Raw genomic sequence first — 19603 nt, forward strand, 5'->3', positions numbered from 1 at the left:
GGCTCCCAGGCCCACCCACTCGTCTCGCAAAATGGAGCTCACCAAATTTTCGGACTACAGCCTGAGGATGCTCCTCTACCTCGGGCTCAATCCGGACCGCTTGGTTTCCCTCGTGGAAATCGCCGACGCCTACTCCATCTCCCGAAACCATCTGGTCAAAATCTCGAAGCGCCTCGCCCAACTGGACCTCGTCCAAGCCACCCGGGGCAAAGGCGGAGGAATCCAGCTCGCCAAACCGCCCGCCGAAATAAACATTGGCGCCGTCGTCAGAAGCACCGAAGGCCATAGCCCGCTCGTCGAATGCTTCGACCCAGGCAGCAACACCTGCTGCATTATAAAGAGCTGCTCCCTCAAAGGCGCCCTCAAGAAAGCCGAAAACGCCTTCTACGCCGAACTCGACCAGCACACCCTGCAAAGCCTCCTCAAAAACCGCAAAGGCCTCAGTCTCGCATTTGCGAAAGATTGAGCGCCCGATTTTCCGCGCCACCCTGCCGCGACGTCAAAATCCCGCAGCTACTAGGATTTCAAAAACGATTCCCGATTAAAGAAATTCATAGTTCGCCTAGTTGAGACCTAGTCGCGGAAAATGTAGTTATATTCCCCCTACAAATGCAGCCGAACGAAGGGCGCAACGCATTTTCTTAAAAGTAATATTTGAAATACTTCTTTTGGCATCGCCGATGCTAAAACCGGATTAGATTCCCAATCGCCTAATCCGAAATGAAAAAGAAAAACATCCTCTACGCAGCCTTCCTCGGAGGAACGCTGCTGGTTTCCTCGCTATTCCTAACCGCTTGCGGCGACAGCGCCAACGCCGCAACCGGAGGCATCTCGCCTCAAAAAATGGCGGACGGGCTTCACCTCGTGATGAAGTCGGACCGCACCATCTACACCCGCAACGTCGTCAATCGCCTCGTCAAACAGGACAAGGTAATCAATGCCTCCGAGCATTGGGCCGACGAAAAGGCCCTGCCTCTCCCCGCCCAGATGTTTCGCATGGGGGCGGAGATGGTAGCTAAGGAACCCAACGCCGGCTTCTCCTACTCGCTGCAATCGATCTGGCCCATCAACGCCCAAAACGCTCCCAAAACCGAAGCCGAAAAAGCCGGGCTTCAATACGTAATTGATAATCCAGGACAGAACTACTACGCCGAAGAAGAGCTCGGCGGCGTCAAGTACTTCACCGGAGTCTACGCCGATACCGGAGTCGCCGCCGCCTGCGTCGACTGCCACAACGAACACAAAGACTCTCCCAAAACCGACTTCAAACTCGGCGACGTCATGGGCGGCGTCGTGATCCGAATTCCCTTGGACTAGGTCTTGCCACCTGAACCTAGCAGAGCCTCGCCCAGAGGCTCTGCTTCCCAATCCCGGGCCCTCCTCCTCCATGAACGCCAACTGGAAGCATAGCCTCGCTATCCTTGCTCTCGCCCTCGTCGCCTGCGGCGAGAAGCCCTCCGCCAAGTCCCCCGCAGCCTTCGACCCGACCTCCGTTCCTCTCGACGATCCCGACCTCGCTGCCGGCCAACAAACCTGGTCCAGCACCTGCGCGACCTGCCACCTCTCCGGACTCACTGGAGCCCCCATCATCGGCAACAAAACCGCTTGGGCTCCCCGCATCGCCCAAGGCCTGGAAACCCTCTACGACCACGCCCTCAACGGCTTCATCGGTCCCGAATACACCGAGATGCCCCCCAAGGGCGGTTTCGCGGAACTGACCGATGAGCAAGTAAAGCAAGCTGTCCGCTTCATGACTCACCTCAGCCAATAATTAATTCCGATCCTCAACCTCCGACCTCTATGACAGAAAGACAAATCGAACTCGTTCAAACCTCCTGGGAAAAGTGTATCCCAATCGCCGATACGGCCGCAGCCATCTTCTACGCGAAGCTCTTCGAGCTAGACCCGAGCCTCCGACCTCTCTTCACCAGCGACATCAAGGAACAAGGCAAGAAGCTGATGACCATGATCACAACCGCCGTGCGAGGCCTCAACAACCTGGAAGGCATCGTCGGCGCCGTTCAGGCCATGGGCAAGCGCCACTCGGGCTACGGTGTCAAGGACCAGCACTACGAAACCGTAGGGACCGCCCTAATCTGGACGCTCGGACAAGGGCTAGGCGACGACTTCACCGACGAAACCAAGGAAGCGTGGATCGCCACCTACACGCTTCTCGCCACCACCATGAAAGACGCCGCCAACGAAAACGCTGCGTAACGATTTTCTAACTACAAATTAGATACAGGTAGACGCTTAGAGAGGGTGCGGGGTTCATGCGAGCCCCGCACCTAAGCGAGTCCCCCTTCTTCCTTGAACGAATCGAATTCAGGTACAGCGCGGCAACGCGTCATCGTTGTCGGCAATGGCATGGTCTCCCATCGCTTCTGCGAGGAACTATCCAAGAAAGCGAACGCGCAAGACCTAGAAGTCACAATATTCGGCGAGGAACCACATCCTGCCTACGACCGCGTCCACCTCACCGACTACTTCAAGCGACCTTCCCCCGAAACGCTCAGCTTAGGATCCGTCGTTTTGTATTCTAAAAGGGGATACACCCTCTCCTGCGGAAATCGCATCGTCTCCATCGACCGGCTGAAAAAGCGCGTTACCGACTCCCAAGGGGAAACGTACCCCTACGATAAACTCGTCCTCGCCACCGGATCCTATCCCTTCGTCCCGCCTATCGAGGGAAATTCAAGCCCCGGCGTGTTCGTCTACCGCACCCTCGCGGACGCCGACTCCATCATCCGACACTGCCGCGGAAAAAGCTCAGCTGTCGTCCTCGGAGGAGGCTTGCTCGGCCTAGAAGCCGCCAACGCTCTCAAGGAGCTAGGGCTCAACGCATCGGTCGTAGAGTTCGCCAACGGCTTGATGCCTCGCCAGCTAAACCAAGACGCCTCTCGCGTACTTGAAGAACAAATACGCGACCTAGGAGTCACGCCCCTAGTCGGCAAGGCTGCCGAAAAAATAGAAACCTCCGCCGACGGCTTGATCGTCTCCTTCAACGACGGCTCGAAACTCCTGACCGATATCCTCATCGTCGCCACCGGAGTCCGCCCGGCCGATCGGCTCGCCCGCGAAGCGGACCTCAGCCTCGGTGCCCGCGGCGGCATCATCGTAAACGACCAGCTGCAAACCTCGGACCCCTCCATCTACGCCATCGGAGAATGCGCCCTGCACCGCGGCCAGATCTACGGATTCGTAGCTCCCGGCTTCCAGATGGCAGAGGCCCTCGCCGACCAGCTATGCGGCGGGCAAACGAACTACGAAGGCTCCGACCTCTCCTGCCGCCTCAAGCTTCTCGGCATCGAGGTGAGCACCTTCGGCGACTACCTCGGAGAAGGACGCACCCTCATCCACCGCAGCCCCAAGACCTACCGCATGATCGTCCTCAAGCGGGATTGCTACGTCGGCGGCACCGTCGTCGGAGACTGGGACCAGACCCACCAGCTCCAGCTCGCGATCAAGGAAGCGCGCTTCATGACGCCTTCCGAACAAGCCGCCTTCGAAAAGGACGGCAACCTGCCGGCTGGAGACGCCCTTAGCGACTGGCCCAGCAACGCCATCATCTGCAATTGCACGCAAACCACCAAAGGCGCCCTCTCCGCCTGCATCTCCTCTGGATGTAAAACCGTCGCCGACCTCGGCCAGCGTACCGGAGCGGGAAACGTCTGCGGCTCCTGCCGTCCGCTGCTCGCCCAGCTCTGCGGCGAGTCCGGCGAGGAAGCCGCCTACCGCCCCAAAGGCCGCAAAGCCCTATGGATCGCCGCAGCGCTCGCGCTCGCTACCTGCATCGCCTTTCTCAGCCTCTCCGCATTCCCGGAACCGCAAAGCGTGCAAACCCGCTACTTCCAGCTTTCGAAGCTCTGGCACGACTCCCTCTACAAGCAAATTTCAGGCTTCACCATGGCAGGCCTTTCCTTGGTCGCCCTGCTCCTCTCCGCACGCAAGCGCCTGCCGACCTTCCGCTTCGCCAACTACGGCTCGTGGCGGGCCCTGCACGGCATAATCGGCAGCCTTTGCCTGCTCGCTCTCGTGGCCCACACCGGACTGGACTTCGGAAAAAACCTGAACCTCTGGCTCATGAGCTGCTTCGTCGGCCTAAACCTCGTCGGCGCCCTCGCCGGCCTGAGCATCGCGATGGAAGACAGGTTCAGCGGCCCGTGGGCTCGCCGTATCCGTTCCTTGGTTACGAAGGCCCATATCCTCTTCTTCTGGCCCTATCCCGTCCTGCTAGGATTCCACATCTACAAAGCCTACGCCTACTAGCATGAACCGAAAAAAGCTCCAATGGATCCTGGCTGCACTCACGCCCCTGTGGCTGACCTTCCACTTCCTCGCATCCATCGACGGAGAAAAGCGCCATGCCTTCATGCCGGACCAAGCCTCCCACGGACACCACCAAATCGAACTCCAGTGCTCCGTCTGCCACACCGAGAACATGGGCGTGAAACACGACGCCTGCGCCAGCTGCCACCAAGAGGAACTCGACCGCGTCGCCGACTCCCATCCCATCACCAAATTCCTCGACCCGCGCAACGCCGACCGCGTCGCCATCCTCGACGCCCGCAAATGCGTAAGCTGCCACGTCGAACACCAGCCCGACCAAACCGACTCCATGGGCGTCACCCTCCCCACCGACTACTGCTACTTCTGCCACCAAGACGTCGCTGAGGAACGCCCCACCCACTTAGGCCTGCCCTTCGACAGCTGCTCCACCTCCGGCTGCCACAACTTCCACGACAACACCGCCCTCTACGAAGACTTCCTCGAGAAGCACCTGGACGAACCGGCCTTCAAGCTCGATCCCCAGCTCCCCCAGCGCCAGATCTACCGGAACTGGGCCGAGCAAAACGGTCGCCAGCCCCTCGCCCTCGCCGAACGGGACGCCCCTTCCACCGCCTCCTACTCCCAAGACATCGCCTTCGAATGGTCCACCTCCAGCCACGCCCAAGCCGGCGTCAACTGCATGGACTGCCACCAAGCTGCGGACTCCAACGCTTGGGTGGAGAAAACGAACCTCGCCTCCTGCCAGAGCTGCCACGACTACGAGGCCGAGACCTTCCTGCAAAGCCGCCACGGTATGAGGTTGGCCCAAGGCCTCTCTCCCATGACTCCCGCCCAAGCCCGCCTGCCCATGCATGCCGGAGCCGCCCACAAGGAACTCAGCTGCACCTCCTGCCACAGCGACCACAGCTTCGACACCCAGTTCGCAGCCGTCGACGCCTGCGTAGCCTGCCACGACGACTCGCACACTCGCGCCTACAAGGACTCCAAGCACTTCCAGCTCTGGATGGCCGAAGCCCAAGGCAAGGCCGCCAGCGGCACCGGCGTAAGCTGCGCCACCTGCCACCTCCCTCGCATGGAAGTCACCGAGTTCGGCGAAGCCGTGACCAAAGTCCTGCACAACCAAAACGACGTGCTCCGCCCCAACGAAAAGATGATCCGCCCCGTTTGCATCCAGTGCCACGGAGTCGGCTTCTCCATCGACGCCTTGGCGGACCCCCATCTGCTCGATAACAACTTCCAAGGTTTACCAAGCGCCCACGTCGAAAGCATCGAAATGGTAATCGAAAAACTCAACCGCGTCGCCGCAGAACGGGCCAAGTAAGCCAAGCCGCTCCCAATGCCTAAGAGACTGCCCGTAAGGTTCGCAAATGGCGCCGTTTTTTTGCCCAAGAAAGCCGGAAACCGCTTTCGTTCCCCCCATTTTTGCGTAGGATAATCGCCGATGATTCTTGGGCAACTCATCCAGACCGGACGCCGCTTCTGCGAATGCCGATCAAACGATTTCGTTCCGAAATCCGAGGACACTGTCATAGTGCTCGCCTATACCATACAGGACAAATTCCTCGCCCATTCCTTCGACACCGACCTGCCGGAGCTCAAGGGCACCATCAAGGACTGGCTCTTCGATATCGAAGCCGTCGGCTACCTGCTCATCCGCCGCAAGCCTCCCGGAGTCCAGCGGGAATTTCCCTCGCCCATCGGACGCGAGCCCATGGACCAGATCACCCTCACCGCCGCGACCGAGTACGAGTTCAAAGTCGTTTCCTATTTCCTCGACGAGATCGAAGGCCTCGACTCCTACCGTCTGGTCCCCACCAACTGCGCCGAGGGCCGGACCGACGAGTCCCGCTACAACCTCTTCCGCTTCGAGCAGAAGCGGCCTGAGGAAGATTCCCGTTCCCTCCTGCTCGCATTCGAAGAATTCGCCAACTAGGCGATCTCCCAGCAGTCGAACGCCCGGCAAATCCGTAGCATTGCAAGATCCAGGCTTGGCCTCCGCCTCGCCCATCCCAATAACTGCAAGACTATGATCAAATTCCTCCACACTCGCGTACGCGTCGCCGACCTGCAAAAGTCCATCGACTTCTACTGCAAGCACTGCGGCTTCCAAGTCTTCAAGGGCCCCAACACCAGCCCGCAAGGCAACCAAATCGTCCACCTCGAGCTCCCCGGCAACGACCATATGCTGGAGCTCACCTACTCTCCCGACTTCAAGGTCGAGTTCCCCGAAGACCTCATGCACACCTGCATCGGCGTCGACGACATCAAGGCCTTCTGCCAGAAGCTCGAGGACGACGGCGTGGAAGTCTGGCCCGGCAACTGGAAGGAAAAGGAGAACTTCTCCATGGCCTTCATCACCGACCCCGACGGCTACGAAGTCGAAATCCTGCCCAACAAAAGGTAGGGCGGCATCGCCGAGGCCGCCGCAGTGTCAGGAACTGTAGGGCTGTCGCTTGCGACACGCCGCAGAGCAAGATCCGTAGCGCTGAGCTTTAGCCAGCTGCCATGCTGCAGGATCAAATCCAGAAACCGGCCCCCCTCAGTCCAACATTTCAAGCAACTCGCCCTCGACATAGTCGGCGGCGAGTTTTTTCAGCCTCACGCGCCCGCAGCGATTGGCGAGGTCCAAGCCCTTCTCCGCCGCCAGCTCGCCCACCCGCGGCACCACCACCCGAATGTAGTTGTCCGTGTAGGACGGCCAGGTCTCCGGCTTCGGGTTCTCGAAAAGCACCCGCATCTCCTGCCCCAAGTAGCGCTCGTACATGTCGTATCGCTTTTTTGAAGACAAGCGACGCAGGTAGGCGCTGCGTCTCGCCCGCTCGGGAATTGCCACCTGGTCCTCCCTCCGCGCCGCCACCGTGCCCTTTCGCTCCGAGTAGCTGAAGACATGGCAAAAATCGAAGGGGTTGTCCAAGAACACGCGACAGGTCTCTTGAAAATCATCCTCCGTTTCACCGGGGAAGCCAACCATGATGTCCGAGCCGATATACACGTCCGGCACGCTGTCATGGGCTAGGTGCAAGAAGTCCAAGTATTCAGAGATCGTATACCGGCGGCGCATTTCCTTCAGCACCTTGTCGCAGCCGCTCTGCAAAGGAATATGGAAAAACGGCAGCAAGGCGTGCTGGGGATCGTTCATCAAGGCAAAGAGCTCCGTCGGAATCGTGGTCGGCTCGATGCTGCTGATGCGGATACGGTCGATCCCGGGAATCGCGTTCAAGCCTTCCAACACCTTCAGCAAGTCGCCGTCCTTCGTGTCGTAAGTCCCAATGTTGACGCCTGTGATCACGATCTCCCGAATCCCCTGCGAGGCCTTCAAGCGCGCCTCCTCCAGCAAGTTCTCCATATCCCGAGCCCGAGCCGCCCCGCGAGCGAAAGGGATAATGCAAAAACTGCACACGAAGCTGCACCCGTCCTGGATCTTCAGGTTTGCCCGCTGGTTGAACGGGATATCCCCAAAGTTGTGGATCGAAAAGTCGGCCTGCGAAATCTTCTCCCGCACGATCACCGGCTTCTCGTTCTTCTCCTGGCCGATGTAGTCGATCACGCTCATCTTCTCCTGATTCCCGATGATCAAGTCCACCCCACCGATTTCCGCGATCTCCTTGGCCCCCATCTGCGAGTAGCAACCGACCACCGCCGTGTAGGCTTCGGGATTCTTGCGCACGAACTGCCGGATCGTCTGCCGACACTTCGAGTCCGCCAGATTCGTCACCGTACACGTATTGATGATTCCCAGATCCGCCTTCTCGCCAAAGGGCACGATCTCGTAGCCACGCTCCTGCAAGCCCTGCTGGATCAGCAGAGTCTCGGACTGGTTGAGGCGACAACCCAGCGTGTGCAGCGACGCTTTTTTCTTCTTGGCCTTTTCCATCGCGAAAAACCGCTACCAAAACCCATCCCTCCCAGATGTCATGCAAAAACCGCCCCCAGCTCATTTCCCCCTTTCACTTTTCGCAATTCACTCTTTTCTCCTCGCCCCTTCCGTAGAAGCCGATTCCTTCTTCTCTGCCTAGCATGACCACCAACAGCCCAGCTAAGACCATTCCTCTTATCGCTCGCAACTCGCTTCCCAAGTGGGAGATACGCGGCAGCGACTTCTGGGTCTTCATCGCCCTTCTCTTCTCCAGCATGGGATTCTGCTCCTTCCTCGGAGCCAAGATCGCCACCTGGCTCATCCCCGTCGAGCCTAACGCCGAACCGCCGCTGCTGGTCGCCCTCTCCGCCAACATCGGCATGCAGCTGGGCATGCTCATCGCTTATCTCGTCTTCAAGCGGTTCACCCTCGAGCAAGACCTCACGCCCCCCGCCGACACCCGCCCCAGCGCCCCCCAAGCCGCTTTGATCGGCCTCAAGTGGCTAGCCATCGCCTACCCCGTCATGTTCGGAGTAAACGCCTTTTCGCGAATCCTGCTCGATTCGCTCGGCTTCGAACAAGTGATCCAAGACCCCATCAAAATGGTCCTGGAAGGCGGCACCGCGCTCGAGCTGGCGATCATGTACAGCGTCATCGTCATCGTCGCCCCCGTCTGCGAAGAGGTGGCCTTTCGCGGCGGCATCTTCCGCTTCCTCCACCAACGCATGCCCCTCGTCGCCTCCATCGGCCTGTCCGCCTTCTTCTTCGCCCTCCTCCACGCCAACCTCTACTCCTTCGCCCCCCTCATGACCATCGGCGTCATGCTCGCTTTCGCCTACCGCGAGTCCGGAAGCTTGATCTCCAACATCGTCTTCCACTCCGCCTTCAACGCGATCAACCTCGGCCTAATCCTCCTCTTCCCCGAGATCACGTGACCCCTTTCGCATCCCAACAAAGCCAATCGATCGGCAGCCTCGGCGAATCGGCCTTGATCGAAAAGCTGCGCGCCTGGCTGGGCGACGCCTCCCCTGCCGCCCCCTACGGCATCGGCGACGACTGCGCCGTGCTCCCTGCCCCCACGCCCGGCGCCCAGCAACTCGTAACCGCCGACCCCGTCATCTACGGCAAGCACTTCGACGACGCCCTCACGCCCCAGCAAGCCGCGAAAAAGCTGCTGCGCCGTAACCTCAGCGACATCGCTGCCATGGGCGGACGTCCCACCCACGCCGTCGTAAGCCTAGCCCTTTCTCCAAAAGTATCCATATCCTGGATAAAATCCTTCTACCAAGCCCTCGCCGAAGAGTCGAAAGCCTACCAGACTCCTATCGTCGGCGGCGACGTCTCCAGCGCCGACTCCTTCCTCGGCGCCTTCCTCACTCTCTACGGCGAAACCCTCCCCCATCAAGCGCCCCTCCTTCGCCACCGAGCCCAAGCCGGCAGCCCCATCTTCGTAAGCGGCGCCCTCGGCGGCACCCGTATCCAAAAACACCACGACTTCGAGCCCCGCCTCCCAGAAGGCCAGTGGCTCGCAAACTCAGGCCAGTGCCTCAGCTGTTGCGACCTCAGCGACGGCCTAGGAAAAGACTATTCGAACCTTCTCCCTCCATCGCTAGCCTGCGAAATCGATTGCTCCAAGCTCCCCGTTTCCCCAGACGCCCTCACCACCGCCCAGAGCTCCCAACAAAGCCCGTTGTATCACGTTTTCAACGACGGTGAAGACTTCGAGCTAATCTTCGCCCTCAAGCCCGACACCGACCTGGCCGCCTTCGCCTCGGCCTGGAGCCAGGCGCTAGAAACGGAAGTCACCCACATCGGCTACGCTACAGAGCTTGGCCCATCTCCCTCCTCCCAGCTCCGCCTTCTTAACGCGCCACAAGATTTCTCCGCAACCGGCTATGAACATCTTAGATAAACTCAAAGCAGGCATCGCCACCGAAACGGTCGAGGACACCTACCAAGTCGCCCGAGACCTGGCAGCCACCCTACCCGAAGAAGCCATACTCACGCTCGAAGGAGACCTCGGGGCCGGGAAGACCACCTTCGTCAAAGGCCTCGCCCAAGCCTGGGATATCCAAGAGGCGGTAACCAGCCCGACCTTCAATATCTACAACATCTACCAGGGTACTCGCCAGCTCGCTCACATGGACGCCTACCGATTGGAGGAGTCGCCCGAAATCTGGGACGAGCTCATGCTGGAAGAGCTCATCTTTCCTCCTTTCTGCCTCGCCATCGAGTGGCCCAGCAAACTGCCCTTCATCCCCTGGCCCGTCACCCATCGCCTCCAGCTCACCGCTCAAGGCGAAGCGCGGCATATTAGCCTAAAATAACAGCAAGCCGCTCCATATGGACGCCGGCTTGTAATGGAATTCCAACGACAGCCTACCGAACACCAAACGCGTACACAGTCTTGGAGCGAAACACCTGGCCGGGGCGCAAGGTAGTCGCGGGAAAGTGCCCCTTGTTCGGAGAATCCGGAAAATGCTGCGTCTCCAAGCAGAACCCGTCCCGCTTCTGGTAGACCTTGCCTCCCTTGCCCGTAAGCGAACCGTCCAAGAAATTTCCGGCGTAAAACTGCACGCCTGGTTCCGTCGTAAATACCTTCATCTCGCGGCCGGACTTCGGATCGTAGGCAACCGCAGCCAAGCCTAGCTCGCCATACTGCTTATCCAAAACCCAATTGTGGTCATAGCCGCCCAGGCGGCTGATCAAGCTGTCCTCCGAGTCGATCGTTTCCCCGTAAACCCGAGCCTGGCGAAAATCCATATCCGTCCCTTCAACGCTCTTGATCTCGCCCGTGGGAATACCGCCGTGGTCCGTCGGCGTGAAGAACGCAGCATTGATCTGCATCTCATGGTCCAACGGCGACGGCCCATCATGCCCGGCCAAGTTGAAATAGGCATGCTGTGTCGGGTTAAAAACCGTAGCCTTATCCGTCGTCGCTTCGTATTCGATCACCCACTCGTTCGCATCCGTCAGCTTGTAAATCACCGACGCATCGAGATTGCCCGGATAGCCCTCCTCGCCATCCGCGCTGCGATAGGTTAGCTTCATCCCGGTGTATCCATCTCCGGATACAGCTTCGGTCTGCCAAACCACCTTATCGAAACCCTTGAGACCGCCGTGCAAGTGGTTCTCCCCATTGTTAATCGCCAACCCGGAAACCTCCGACCCATCGAGCTCGAAACGGCCCTTGCCGATCCGGTTTCCATAGCGACCGATGATCGCGCCGAAATACGCGTCGTTGTGATCCTGATACTCCTCAACCGTTTCGAACCCGAGCGCCACGTCCGCGAAAGCGCCGTCGCGATCCGGTACGTGAATTTTCGATACGATTCCCCCGTAGTTAGTGAACGTAAGCTTAAGGCCGTTTTTGTTTTCGAGAGTGAAGAACTCCATAAGAGGTTTTTGGGAAGGTTATAAGGCTGAAGAGTGCATCCGCAGACCCAAAAGTCCGCCGACGCTCCGCATTCTAAGCGCGCACCTCTGGTGGCAAGCACCAAGTCGCCCTACCCAAAGAACGAACCCAGAAAGGACGGAGCCGCCTCTAGCTTCCCTGCCCCAGCATCTTGCCGAACACCATGCGACCCCCGCTGGTCGGAATAATGCTGTCGACCTCGATCAACACATCCGTCCCCACCAAATCCGCCGCCCCATTGACCACGACCATGGAACCGTCTTCCAGGTAGCCGACTCCCTGACTGTCCTCGCGCCCGGTCTTAACCAAGCGCACCGTAACAGCCTGCCCCACCGTTACCTCCTGCGACAACGCCTTGGCGACCCCGAGCATATCGACGAACGGCACGCCCTCCTGCTTGGCCCGTGACGCCAGCGACTCGCTCACCGTCACCAAGCGGCCCTTCAAGCTGCGCACGATAAAAAGCATCTTCTCCTCCCGGCTCTGCCCCGACTTCAGCTCGCTCTCGTGCAGCCGTACCTCCACGTGCTCGAAGGCCCTCAGCTCGGCCAAAGTCTTCAACCCCCGCTTGCCGCGGTTTCGCTCTTCCTCGACCGTCGAACTGCCGAGATCGTTCAGCTCGTCCACCACGAACTTCGGCACGAACAACACATCCACCAACATCCGCGCCGCTACCAATTTCGATACCCGCCCATCTACGAGGGCCGTTTCGTCCAGCACCGCCAGCGGCACCTCCACCTGCTGCTGGTCGAAACGCACGTAGGGGATCACCAAGTTAAACTCGTCCTTTCCCCGAAGCGCGATGATGGCCCCCAGGTAGGTCACCGCCACGAAAACGCCTACCCGCGAAATGTAGATTACCTGCGGATCGCCTTCCTCGAAAAGCGGAGAAATCGAGATCAAATGCGACGCCAAGATGCCCGCCAAAAGACCAAAGGTCAGGGCCGACAGACCGCGCAAGGAGAAGCCCTTCAGCAGGATGTCGATGAGGATCAGCAAGCAGCCGATCAGCACCGCCACCGTCATCACCAGCCACACGCTGCCGAGTTCATTGAAGGCGTACCAAACGCCATAGCCGCCCAAGGCGCAGAACGCCAATAGGATAGCACGAAAAGTGAGTATCGATTGGTTCATGGGATGAGTCGTTTCGGACGGGAATGATGGGATGTCCGGCGGGCAATAATAAGAGCCCTAGATATCCCCTTCCTATCGACCCGGAACGACCCCAATCAACCGGAAAACATCGTATACAGCAACGCCAAGGCCGGAGCGGCGATGAACCCCGCCATCACCCAATAAATTATTCGCTTGGCGCGCTTTGCCTCTTCACTGTTTTCTTCCGGCTCTTCCATCCTACAAATTCTCGCCAAGACGCTAGCAAACAGCCCTTTCCAGTAAAGGACCAAACCGCCGCCAGCAGAGCAGAACCTCCCAACAACCACACTTTCCAGACCCTTTCCGCCAACGTGTTCCAAACCATCACCATCGTCGCTCCCGGTCTCCTCGGAGCCTCGCTCGCCATCGCCGCCCACCAAAAAGGCGTGGCCAAGGACGTCACCCTCTGGGCTCGCCGCCAAGAGGCCGTCGACGCCCTTCTCCAGAAGCCCTGGTGCGCCCGAGCCTCCACCGACCTCGCCGAAGCCTGCCGCGATTCCGAGCTCATCGTGCTCTGCGCCCCCGTCAACCGCATCATCTCCCTCGCCCAGGAAATCGCCACCTTCGCCACCGGATCCCCCATCGTCACCGACGTCGGCAGCGTCAAGGCCGACATCGTGCACCGCTGCGAAGCCGCCCTCGCCGGCAAAGCCCGCTTCATCGGCTCCCACCCCATGGCCGGATCGGAAAAAACCGGCATGGAAAACGCCTGCGGCGACCTCTTCGAGCAACGCAGCTGCTTCGTCACCCCTTCCGCCCAAGCCGACCCCGAGGCCCTCGCCCAAACCAAAGCCTTCTGGCAAGCCGTCGGCTCCCAAGTCGTGGAAGAATCGCCCGACCGGCACGACGAGATCGTAGCCCAAGTCAGCCACCTCCCCCACCTGCTGGCCTCCTCGCTCGCCACCTTCCTCGCCACCCGCTGCCCCGACGCCGCCACCTACTGCGGCAACGGCCTGCGCGACACCACCCGCGTCGCCTCCGGCAGCCCCGAACTCTGGCGCGAGATCGTCGAGCAAAACCGCCCCGAGGTCCTGCGAGCCCTACGCGACTTCCAAGACCATCTGCAAACCCTCACCGCAGCCATCGCCAACGAGAGCGACTTCGACCTCCTACAACAACTCGCCGACGGCAAACAATTCCGCGACCAACTTTAATAGGCGGGTCGCCTTTTCGGAAGGCGACCATTACCCGGCACCCAACACCCGGAACCTACCAATGCAAGATCCCTATCCAGTCACACCTTTCACCACGCCCGTCCAAGGCAGCGTCACCGTGCCCGGCTCCAAAAGCATCACCAACCGAGCCCTCATCATCGCCGCCCTCGCCGACGGCGAAACCCTGCTGCAAAACTGCCTCTTCTCCGAGGACACCGAGATCATGGTCAAAGCCCTGCAAGACCTCGGCTTCGACGTGCAACCGGATCCCCAGGCCAAGACCATCCGCGTCATCGGCCTCGCCGGCGAAATCCCCAACAAGAAAGCCGAGCTCTTCGTCGGCAACTCCGGCACCTCCGCTCGCTTCCTCACCGCCTTCCTCTGCCTCAGCCAAGGCGGCGACTACATCCTCGACGGCGTCCCGCAAATGCGCAAACGCCCCATCGCCGACCTCGCCGACACCCTCAACCAACTCGGCACCCAGATCGAAACCACCGACGGTTTCGCCCCGCTGCGCATCCGAGCCAACGGCCTTGCCGGCGGCCGCGCCTCCATCGACGCCTCTTCCTCCAGCCAGTTCGTCTCCGCGCTCGTCATGGCCGCCCCCTACGCGGAAAGCGGCATCGAGATCGTCATGGAAGACACCTCCGTGCGCCGCAGCTACATCGACATGACCCTGGCCATGCTCAAGCAATTCGGCGTTCCCAAGTCAGCCCTCTCCGCCTCCGAAGCTGGCTACGCCATCCAGCGCCACACCCCTTACCAAGCCAAGCCCGACGGCTACCTCGTCGAAGGCGACGCCTCCGCCGCCTCCTACTTCTTCGCCCTTCCCGTAGCCGTCACCGGCGTGCTCGAAATCCACGGCGTCACCCAAGACTCCCTGCAAGGCGACATCGCCTTCTCCGGCCGCATGGAAGAAGCCGGCGCCTACATCGTCTGGGACAAGCGCTCCGCCACCGTGCACTACGAACCCGGCGCCCAGCCCGAATCCCTCGAAGGCAGCTTCTACCCCTACTCCGACACCTTCCTCACCGCCGCCGCCATCGCCCCACTCTTCAACGGCACCACCACCATCGAAGAGATCGGCCACACCCGCCACCAAGAGTGCGACCGCATCGCCGCCATGGCGGACGGCCTGCAACGCGTCGGCCAAAAGGTCTCGGAAACCGAAGGCTCCCTCACCATCACCCCCCAACCACTGCAGCCCGCCACCATCGCCACCTACCACGACCACCGCGTCGCCATGAGCTTCGGCATCCTCGGCAGCTACGACGCCCTCGGCAACGGCCAAGCCTGGCTGCAAATCGAGGATCCCACCTGCTGCAAAAAAACCTTCCCCGACTTCTTCCAAGTCCTGGAAAAGCTGAGACAAGACTCCCTCACAGCCGCCCGGTAGGGCTCGACCGACGGGCGAGCCGCATCAACCCGATCAAACTTTTTCACCCACATGTCCAAGAAAGACTTCATCATCATCGCCGTCGACGGCGGAGCAGCCGCCGGCAAAAGCTCCACCTCCCGCGCCCTTAGCCAACGCTTCGACCTCATGCACGTCGATACCGGCTCCTTCTACCGCGCCACTACTGTCAAGCTACTCGAAGCCGGCGTCGCCCCAGAGTCTGGACCCGCCATGGACGCTGCCCTCGCCGCCCTCGAGCTCGGCACCTACATCGACGAGAACTCCGCCTACATCGTAGTCAACGACTGGATACCCGACGAATCCATCCGCAGCGAAGAGGTCAACGCCAACGTCTCCCAATACGCCGCTGTGCCCGAACTGCGCAAATTCCTCTTCGACTACCAACGCGACCAAGCCACCATCGCCCGCGAAGAAGGCTTCGCCGGCCTCATCATGGAAGGCCGCGACATCGGCTCCGTCATCTTCCCCGACGCCGACCTGCGCCTCTACCTCTACGCCGACCCCGCCAAGCGCGCCGCCCGCCGCGCCGCCGAAGGCCTCACCGACAGCATCGAAAAGCGCGACCATATGGACAGCTCCCGCAAGACCGCGCCCCTCTCCGTGCCCGAAGGCGCCACCCTCGTCGACTCCTCCGAAATGACCCTCGAAGAAGTCGTCGAACACGTCTCCGAGCTCGTATCCAAGGCCTACCTACAATAAGCATGCCCGCCAGCTACTCGCCCACCGTCTACCACGCCAGCAAAACCTTTGCCGCCGGCGTGCTCAGCCAGCTCCTCATCGGCGACATCGAAGGCATGGAAAACGTGCCCGCCACCGGCGGCGTCATCCTCGCCGTCAACCACGCCAGCCACTTCGACCCGCCCCTCATCGGCTGCCTGCTGAAGCGCCACATCAACTTCTTCGCCCGCAAAACCCTCTGGATCAACAAAGCCGCCAGCTGGTGGCTCGACAGCGTCGGCACCATCCCCGTCGACCGCGACGGCGACTCCGACATCAAGGCCATGAAGGCCACCCTCTCCACCCTCAAAAACGGCGGCCTGCTTTCCCTCTTCCCCGAAGGCACCCGCAGCCCCGACGGCACCCTGCAATCCGCCAAGCCCGGCATCGGCCTCATTGCCGCCAAGTCCCAGGCCACCGTCATCCCCTGCCGCATCTTCAACTCCAACAAAGTCCTCTCCAAAGGAAAGGTGCTGCCCAACCTCAACCTCAGCGTGCACATGCGCTACGGCAAGCCTCTCCCCCCCTCCGCCTACGACCCCGGCCGCGAAGCCGGCAAGGAGCGCTACCAAATCGTAGCCGACCGCATCATGGCCGAAATCGCCAAGCTCACCCGCCCCCGTCCCCCCGCCATCTAATCCTCCTCCAACTCCTCGCCCGTTCCCCCCTCCGCAACAAAATCCTTCCCTCCGCAAATCCGCATACCTAACATCCCTCCCATGAAAGTGATCACCCGCACCCTCCAAGCCTTGGCCGTCCTCGGAGCCATCGCTGCCGGCGCGTTCTACTTTCTGGCCAAAGCCGAGTACCAATCCCTCGACACCAACCTGCAGACCCTCAACGCTTCCCTCAAAGCCGAGAAAGCCCGCTCCCAAAAGCTGCAGAAGGAAAGCGCCGACCAAGCCAAAACCATCGAGTCCCAAGCCGCGGAAATCCAGCGACTCACCGCCGACGCCCTGCTCGCCAACAACCAGCTCCTGCAGATCCAACGGGAAAACAAGCGGCTCGCCGACGAACGCGACGCCCAGGATGTCGCCGAACGCCGCCTGCAAAAGGAGAACAGCCGCCTCACCCAAGAAGTGAACGTGCTCAAGGCCACCAGCGTTCCCCAAGAGCAAATCGCCAACTACGAACTCGCCATCGCCAACCTCGAGCGCCAAGTCCTCGAACTCCAGCAAACGCAACCCCTGCAACAAGTTGCGACCTCCCTCCCCACCGCCATCCCCGCCGATCCCTCCCTGCGCGGCAACGTCCTCACCGTCGGCAAAGGAGCCTCCTTCGTGGTGCTCGACATCGGCTACAGCGACGGCGTTCGCCTGCAAAATGAACTTTACGTGCAGCACGCTGACACACCGATTGCCAAAATACAGGTCACCGAGGTTAAGGAAAACTTGAGCATCGCCCGAGTTCTGCCAGAGTCCTTGGTCAAGGCCCCGCAAACCGGGGACTCGGTTTCGAGCCTCAACTGACTTCTACAACCATGAAAAAGTTCATCTCCATCCTACTCGCCGCCGCGAGCATCTCGTCCCTTTTCTTCGTCACCGGCTGCGCAGACCCAGACGAATCCACCATTCCTTGGAGCCGTCCAAAGGACTGGGAAGGCGGCGTTCCCGGCATGGGCAGCAGCTAAGCCGCACCCACGCACATCCACGAATCACCCAACGATTCGCAAAATCAAGGAACGGATCTCGCAAGGGATCCGACTTTTTTTGCCCAGACCCGCAGCGCAGCGCCTCCCCCTTTAGCCTTTCATCGCATGTCCTCCGACAATCCATCCCTCACGCCCGAGCCCGGCCACCTCTACGTCGTCGCCACCCCCATCGGCAACCTCGCCGACATCACCGAGCGAGCCCTCTCCCTCCTCTCCAAGGTCGACTCCATCGCCTGCGAAGACACCCGCACCACCGGCGCCATGCTCACTCGCCTCGAAATCCGACGCCCCCTCTTCGCCTACCACGACCACAACGAAAAACGCGCCGCCGACTCCATCGTCGCCAAACTGCAAGCCGGCGAATCCGTAGCCCTCGTATCCGACGCCGGTACCCCCGCGATCTCAGACCCCGGCTTCCGCGTCGCCCGCGAATGCCAACGACTCGGACTCCCCGTCGTGCCCGTCCCCGGAGCCTGCGCCCTCACCTCCCTGCTCAGCGTCAGCGGACTCCCCACCGACGCCTTCTTCTTCGCCGGATTCCTCCCGCCCAAATCCGCCGCCCGTCGCCGCTTCTTCGAAGAGTATCGAGATTTCAAGCACACCATCGCCCTCTACGAATCCACCCATCGCATCGAGAAGATGACTGCCGAGCTCGAAGACTTGCTCGGCCCCGAACGCATCGTCTGCATCGGCCGCGAGCTCACCAAAAAATTCGAAACCATCCGCTCCGGCCCCATCTCCCAAATCCGCGAGCAAATGTCCACCGCCAGCAAAAAGGGCGAATTCGTCGTCCTCATCGCCCCCGCCAACTACGAACTGTAATCACCCACAAAGAACACGAAGCGACACGAAGTTCCTCAATTTAAAACTACCCTTCGTGTCGCTTCGTGCCCTTCGTGGGCCAAAAACCTTACCACCTTTCTCCTTCCCAACCATGAAATCAGTCGGCGTCATCGACGTAGGTTCCAACACCATCAAGCTCCTCATCGCCAAACCCGGCAAAAGGCTGCCCGCGGAAAAGGTTAACTTCCTCGTCGAAGAAACCCGTATCGGCGAAGGCATGACAGGACAGCCACCCGTTATCGACAAGAAGGCCATCGCTCGCGGCGCCGCAGCCATCGCCCGCCTCGTCGAGGCCGCCCGCAAGTGCGACACCATCTGCATCGTCGCCACCTCGGCCGTACGCGACGCCTCTAACAAGCAAGAGTTCGTCAACGCCGTCGAAAAAGCCTGCGGCCACGAGCTGCGCATCCTATCCGGTGACGAAGAAGCCGCCTTCATCGGCGACGCCCTCAAATGCGACCCCGCCCTCTCCCACCTCGACTCCTTCTCCCTGCTCGATCTCGGCGGCGGCAGCCTCGAGTGTATCCAATTTCTCAACGGAAAACTCAAGCAAGCCGAAAGCCTCCAGCTCGGCTCCGTACGCCTCGCCTCCCTGCTCCTCAAAGACCGGGCCATCCCGCTCGAAGCCAAGAAACAAAAGAAGATCGCAAACTACGTGAGCGAACAATGGCTCACCTCCAAATTCCCCGCCCATTCCAGCCCATCCGAAATCGCGGTGCTCACTGGCGGAGCGGCCAAGCACCTCGCCGAAACCCTAAGCGGCAAGCAGCTCAAGAACGGCCTCGGCTTCAGCGAATTCACTAAAATCGCCCACCAGATCTGCGCCCTCCCGCTCGAAAAGCGCATCGAAAAATACGGCATCCCCGCCAGCCGAGCCGACATCTTTCCCACCGCCATGGTCACGCTCGAAGCCTCCTTGAAGCACCTCGGCTGCGAACGCCTCTACTTCTCCGAGTTCAACCTCCGCTTCGGCGTCGCCGCCAAACTGCTAAAGTCCTAGCAATCCCTTAGCGCGGAGCTTTAGCCAGCGACCACGCTGCAAGATCGATGAACGCGTCGACTTCAATGCCTTGGTACTCCACGGTCTCGAGCTAAAGCACCGCGC

23 protein-coding genes are annotated in these 19603 nt (G+C 60.5%); 19 read left to right on the forward strand and 4 right to left on the reverse strand.

Annotated elements, in window-relative coordinates:
- Positions 1 to 31 precede the first annotated feature (31 nt).
- The 8 genes from QEH57_RS03955 (at position 32) to QEH57_RS03990 (ending at position 6694) form a co-directional block, all read left to right on the forward strand.
- Positions 32 to 466 carry an Rrf2 family transcriptional regulator gene (locus QEH57_RS03955; RefSeq protein ID WP_309005380.1) on the forward strand — a complete coding sequence of 145 codons (435 nt, stop codon included), beginning with the start codon at positions 32 to 34 and terminating at the stop codon, positions 464 to 466.
- Between the two features lie 254 nt (positions 467 to 720).
- Complete coding sequence (locus QEH57_RS03960; protein WP_309005381.1) at positions 721 to 1317, forward strand: DUF3365 domain-containing protein; 597 nt, start codon at positions 721 to 723, stop codon at positions 1315 to 1317.
- 70 nt (positions 1318 to 1387) lie between these two features.
- Positions 1388 to 1771, forward strand: a complete 384-nt coding sequence (locus QEH57_RS03965) for a c-type cytochrome (protein WP_309005382.1) — start codon at positions 1388 to 1390, stop codon at positions 1769 to 1771.
- Positions 1772 to 1800: 29 nt separating this feature from the next.
- The gene (locus tag QEH57_RS03970) at positions 1801 to 2217 is read left to right on the forward strand and encodes a globin family protein (RefSeq protein WP_309005383.1); all 417 of its coding nucleotides are present in this window, start codon (positions 1801 to 1803) and stop codon (positions 2215 to 2217) included.
- A gap of 93 nt (positions 2218 to 2310) precedes the next feature.
- The gene (locus QEH57_RS03975; RefSeq protein WP_309005384.1) at positions 2311 to 4269 is read left to right on the forward strand and encodes an FAD-dependent oxidoreductase; all 1959 of its coding nucleotides are present in this window, start codon (positions 2311 to 2313) and stop codon (positions 4267 to 4269) included.
- Position 4270: 1 nt separating this feature from the next.
- A complete protein-coding gene (locus QEH57_RS03980; RefSeq protein ID WP_309005385.1) occupies positions 4271 to 5611 on the forward strand; it encodes a cytochrome c3 family protein in 1341 nt (446 codons plus the stop codon).
- Positions 5612 to 5731: 120 nt separating this feature from the next.
- Positions 5732 to 6223: a hypothetical protein gene (locus tag QEH57_RS03985; protein ID WP_309005386.1), complete on the forward strand. Its 492-nt coding sequence runs from the start codon at positions 5732 to 5734 to the stop codon at positions 6221 to 6223.
- A gap of 93 nt (positions 6224 to 6316) precedes the next feature.
- Positions 6317 to 6694, forward strand: a complete 378-nt coding sequence (locus QEH57_RS03990; protein ID WP_191616742.1) for a VOC family protein — start codon at positions 6317 to 6319, stop codon at positions 6692 to 6694.
- A 135-nt stretch (positions 6695 to 6829) separates the two neighbouring features.
- Here QEH57_RS03990 and mtaB read toward each other — a convergent pair whose 3' ends face one another.
- On the reverse strand, positions 6830 to 8164 hold the full coding sequence (gene mtaB, locus QEH57_RS03995) for a tRNA (N(6)-L-threonylcarbamoyladenosine(37)-C(2))-methylthiotransferase MtaB (protein ID WP_309005387.1): 1335 nt from the start codon (positions 8162 to 8164) through the stop codon (positions 6830 to 6832).
- A gap of 143 nt (positions 8165 to 8307) precedes the next feature.
- Between mtaB and QEH57_RS04000 the strand changes: the two genes are divergently transcribed.
- The 3 genes from QEH57_RS04000 to tsaE are packed head-to-tail and all read left to right on the forward strand — an operon-like array spanning position 8308 to position 10473.
- Entirely contained in the window at positions 8308 to 9081 is a 774-nt protein-coding gene (locus tag QEH57_RS04000; protein WP_309005388.1) for a CPBP family intramembrane glutamic endopeptidase, read from the forward strand.
- Positions 9078 to 10058, forward strand: coding sequence for a thiamine-phosphate kinase (locus tag QEH57_RS04005; RefSeq protein WP_309005389.1), 981 nt, complete (start codon positions 9078 to 9080; stop codon positions 10056 to 10058). The genes QEH57_RS04000 and QEH57_RS04005 overlap by 4 nt, the downstream gene beginning before the upstream one ends.
- A complete protein-coding gene (gene tsaE, locus QEH57_RS04010; RefSeq protein WP_309005390.1) occupies positions 10042 to 10473 on the forward strand; it encodes a tRNA (adenosine(37)-N6)-threonylcarbamoyltransferase complex ATPase subunit type 1 TsaE in 432 nt (143 codons plus the stop codon). Before QEH57_RS04005 ends, tsaE begins: the two co-directional genes overlap by 17 nt.
- Positions 10474 to 10525: 52 nt before the next feature.
- On the opposite strand, the gene QEH57_RS04015 is transcribed toward tsaE, so the two are convergent.
- From QEH57_RS04015 to QEH57_RS04025, 3 genes are all read right to left on the reverse strand, one after another.
- Positions 10526 to 11542, reverse strand: coding sequence for an aldose epimerase family protein (locus tag QEH57_RS04015; protein WP_309005391.1), 1017 nt, complete (start codon positions 11540 to 11542; stop codon positions 10526 to 10528).
- A 148-nt stretch (positions 11543 to 11690) separates the two neighbouring features.
- Positions 11691 to 12695, reverse strand: coding sequence for a twitching motility protein PilT (locus QEH57_RS04020; protein ID WP_309005392.1), 1005 nt, complete (start codon positions 12693 to 12695; stop codon positions 11691 to 11693).
- Between the two features lie 95 nt (positions 12696 to 12790).
- Positions 12791 to 12913 carry a hypothetical protein gene (locus tag QEH57_RS04025; RefSeq protein ID WP_309005393.1) on the reverse strand — a complete coding sequence of 41 codons (123 nt, stop codon included), beginning with the start codon at positions 12911 to 12913 and terminating at the stop codon, positions 12791 to 12793.
- A 114-nt stretch (positions 12914 to 13027) separates the two neighbouring features.
- On the opposite strand from QEH57_RS04025, the gene QEH57_RS04030 reads away from it, so the two are divergent.
- From QEH57_RS04030 to QEH57_RS04065, 8 genes are all read left to right on the forward strand, one after another.
- Entirely contained in the window at positions 13028 to 13870 is an 843-nt protein-coding gene (locus QEH57_RS04030) for a prephenate dehydrogenase/arogenate dehydrogenase family protein (protein ID WP_309005394.1), read from the forward strand.
- 61 nt (positions 13871 to 13931) lie between these two features.
- Positions 13932 to 15266, forward strand: a complete 1335-nt coding sequence (gene aroA, locus QEH57_RS04035; RefSeq protein WP_309005395.1) for a 3-phosphoshikimate 1-carboxyvinyltransferase — start codon at positions 13932 to 13934, stop codon at positions 15264 to 15266.
- A 51-nt stretch (positions 15267 to 15317) separates the two neighbouring features.
- The gene (gene cmk, locus QEH57_RS04040; protein WP_309005396.1) at positions 15318 to 15986 is read left to right on the forward strand and encodes a (d)CMP kinase; all 669 of its coding nucleotides are present in this window, start codon (positions 15318 to 15320) and stop codon (positions 15984 to 15986) included.
- Positions 15987 to 15988: 2 nt separating this feature from the next.
- On the forward strand, positions 15989 to 16642 hold the full coding sequence (locus QEH57_RS04045; protein ID WP_309005397.1) for a lysophospholipid acyltransferase family protein: 654 nt from the start codon (positions 15989 to 15991) through the stop codon (positions 16640 to 16642).
- Positions 16643 to 16723: 81 nt separating this feature from the next.
- Positions 16724 to 17473: a hypothetical protein gene (locus QEH57_RS04050; protein WP_309005398.1), complete on the forward strand. Its 750-nt coding sequence runs from the start codon at positions 16724 to 16726 to the stop codon at positions 17471 to 17473.
- A gap of 11 nt (positions 17474 to 17484) precedes the next feature.
- The gene (locus QEH57_RS04055) at positions 17485 to 17634 is read left to right on the forward strand and encodes a hypothetical protein (protein ID WP_309005399.1); all 150 of its coding nucleotides are present in this window, start codon (positions 17485 to 17487) and stop codon (positions 17632 to 17634) included.
- Between the two features lie 126 nt (positions 17635 to 17760).
- Entirely contained in the window at positions 17761 to 18477 is a 717-nt protein-coding gene (gene rsmI, locus QEH57_RS04060; RefSeq protein ID WP_309005400.1) for a 16S rRNA (cytidine(1402)-2'-O)-methyltransferase, read from the forward strand.
- A gap of 112 nt (positions 18478 to 18589) precedes the next feature.
- A complete protein-coding gene (locus QEH57_RS04065; protein ID WP_309005401.1) occupies positions 18590 to 19498 on the forward strand; it encodes a hypothetical protein in 909 nt (302 codons plus the stop codon).
- Positions 19499 to 19603: the final 105 nt, after the last annotated feature.

The organism is Pelagicoccus sp. SDUM812005 (assembly GCF_031127875.1).
Classification (GTDB): Bacteria; Verrucomicrobiota; Verrucomicrobiia; order Opitutales; family Opitutaceae; genus Pelagicoccus.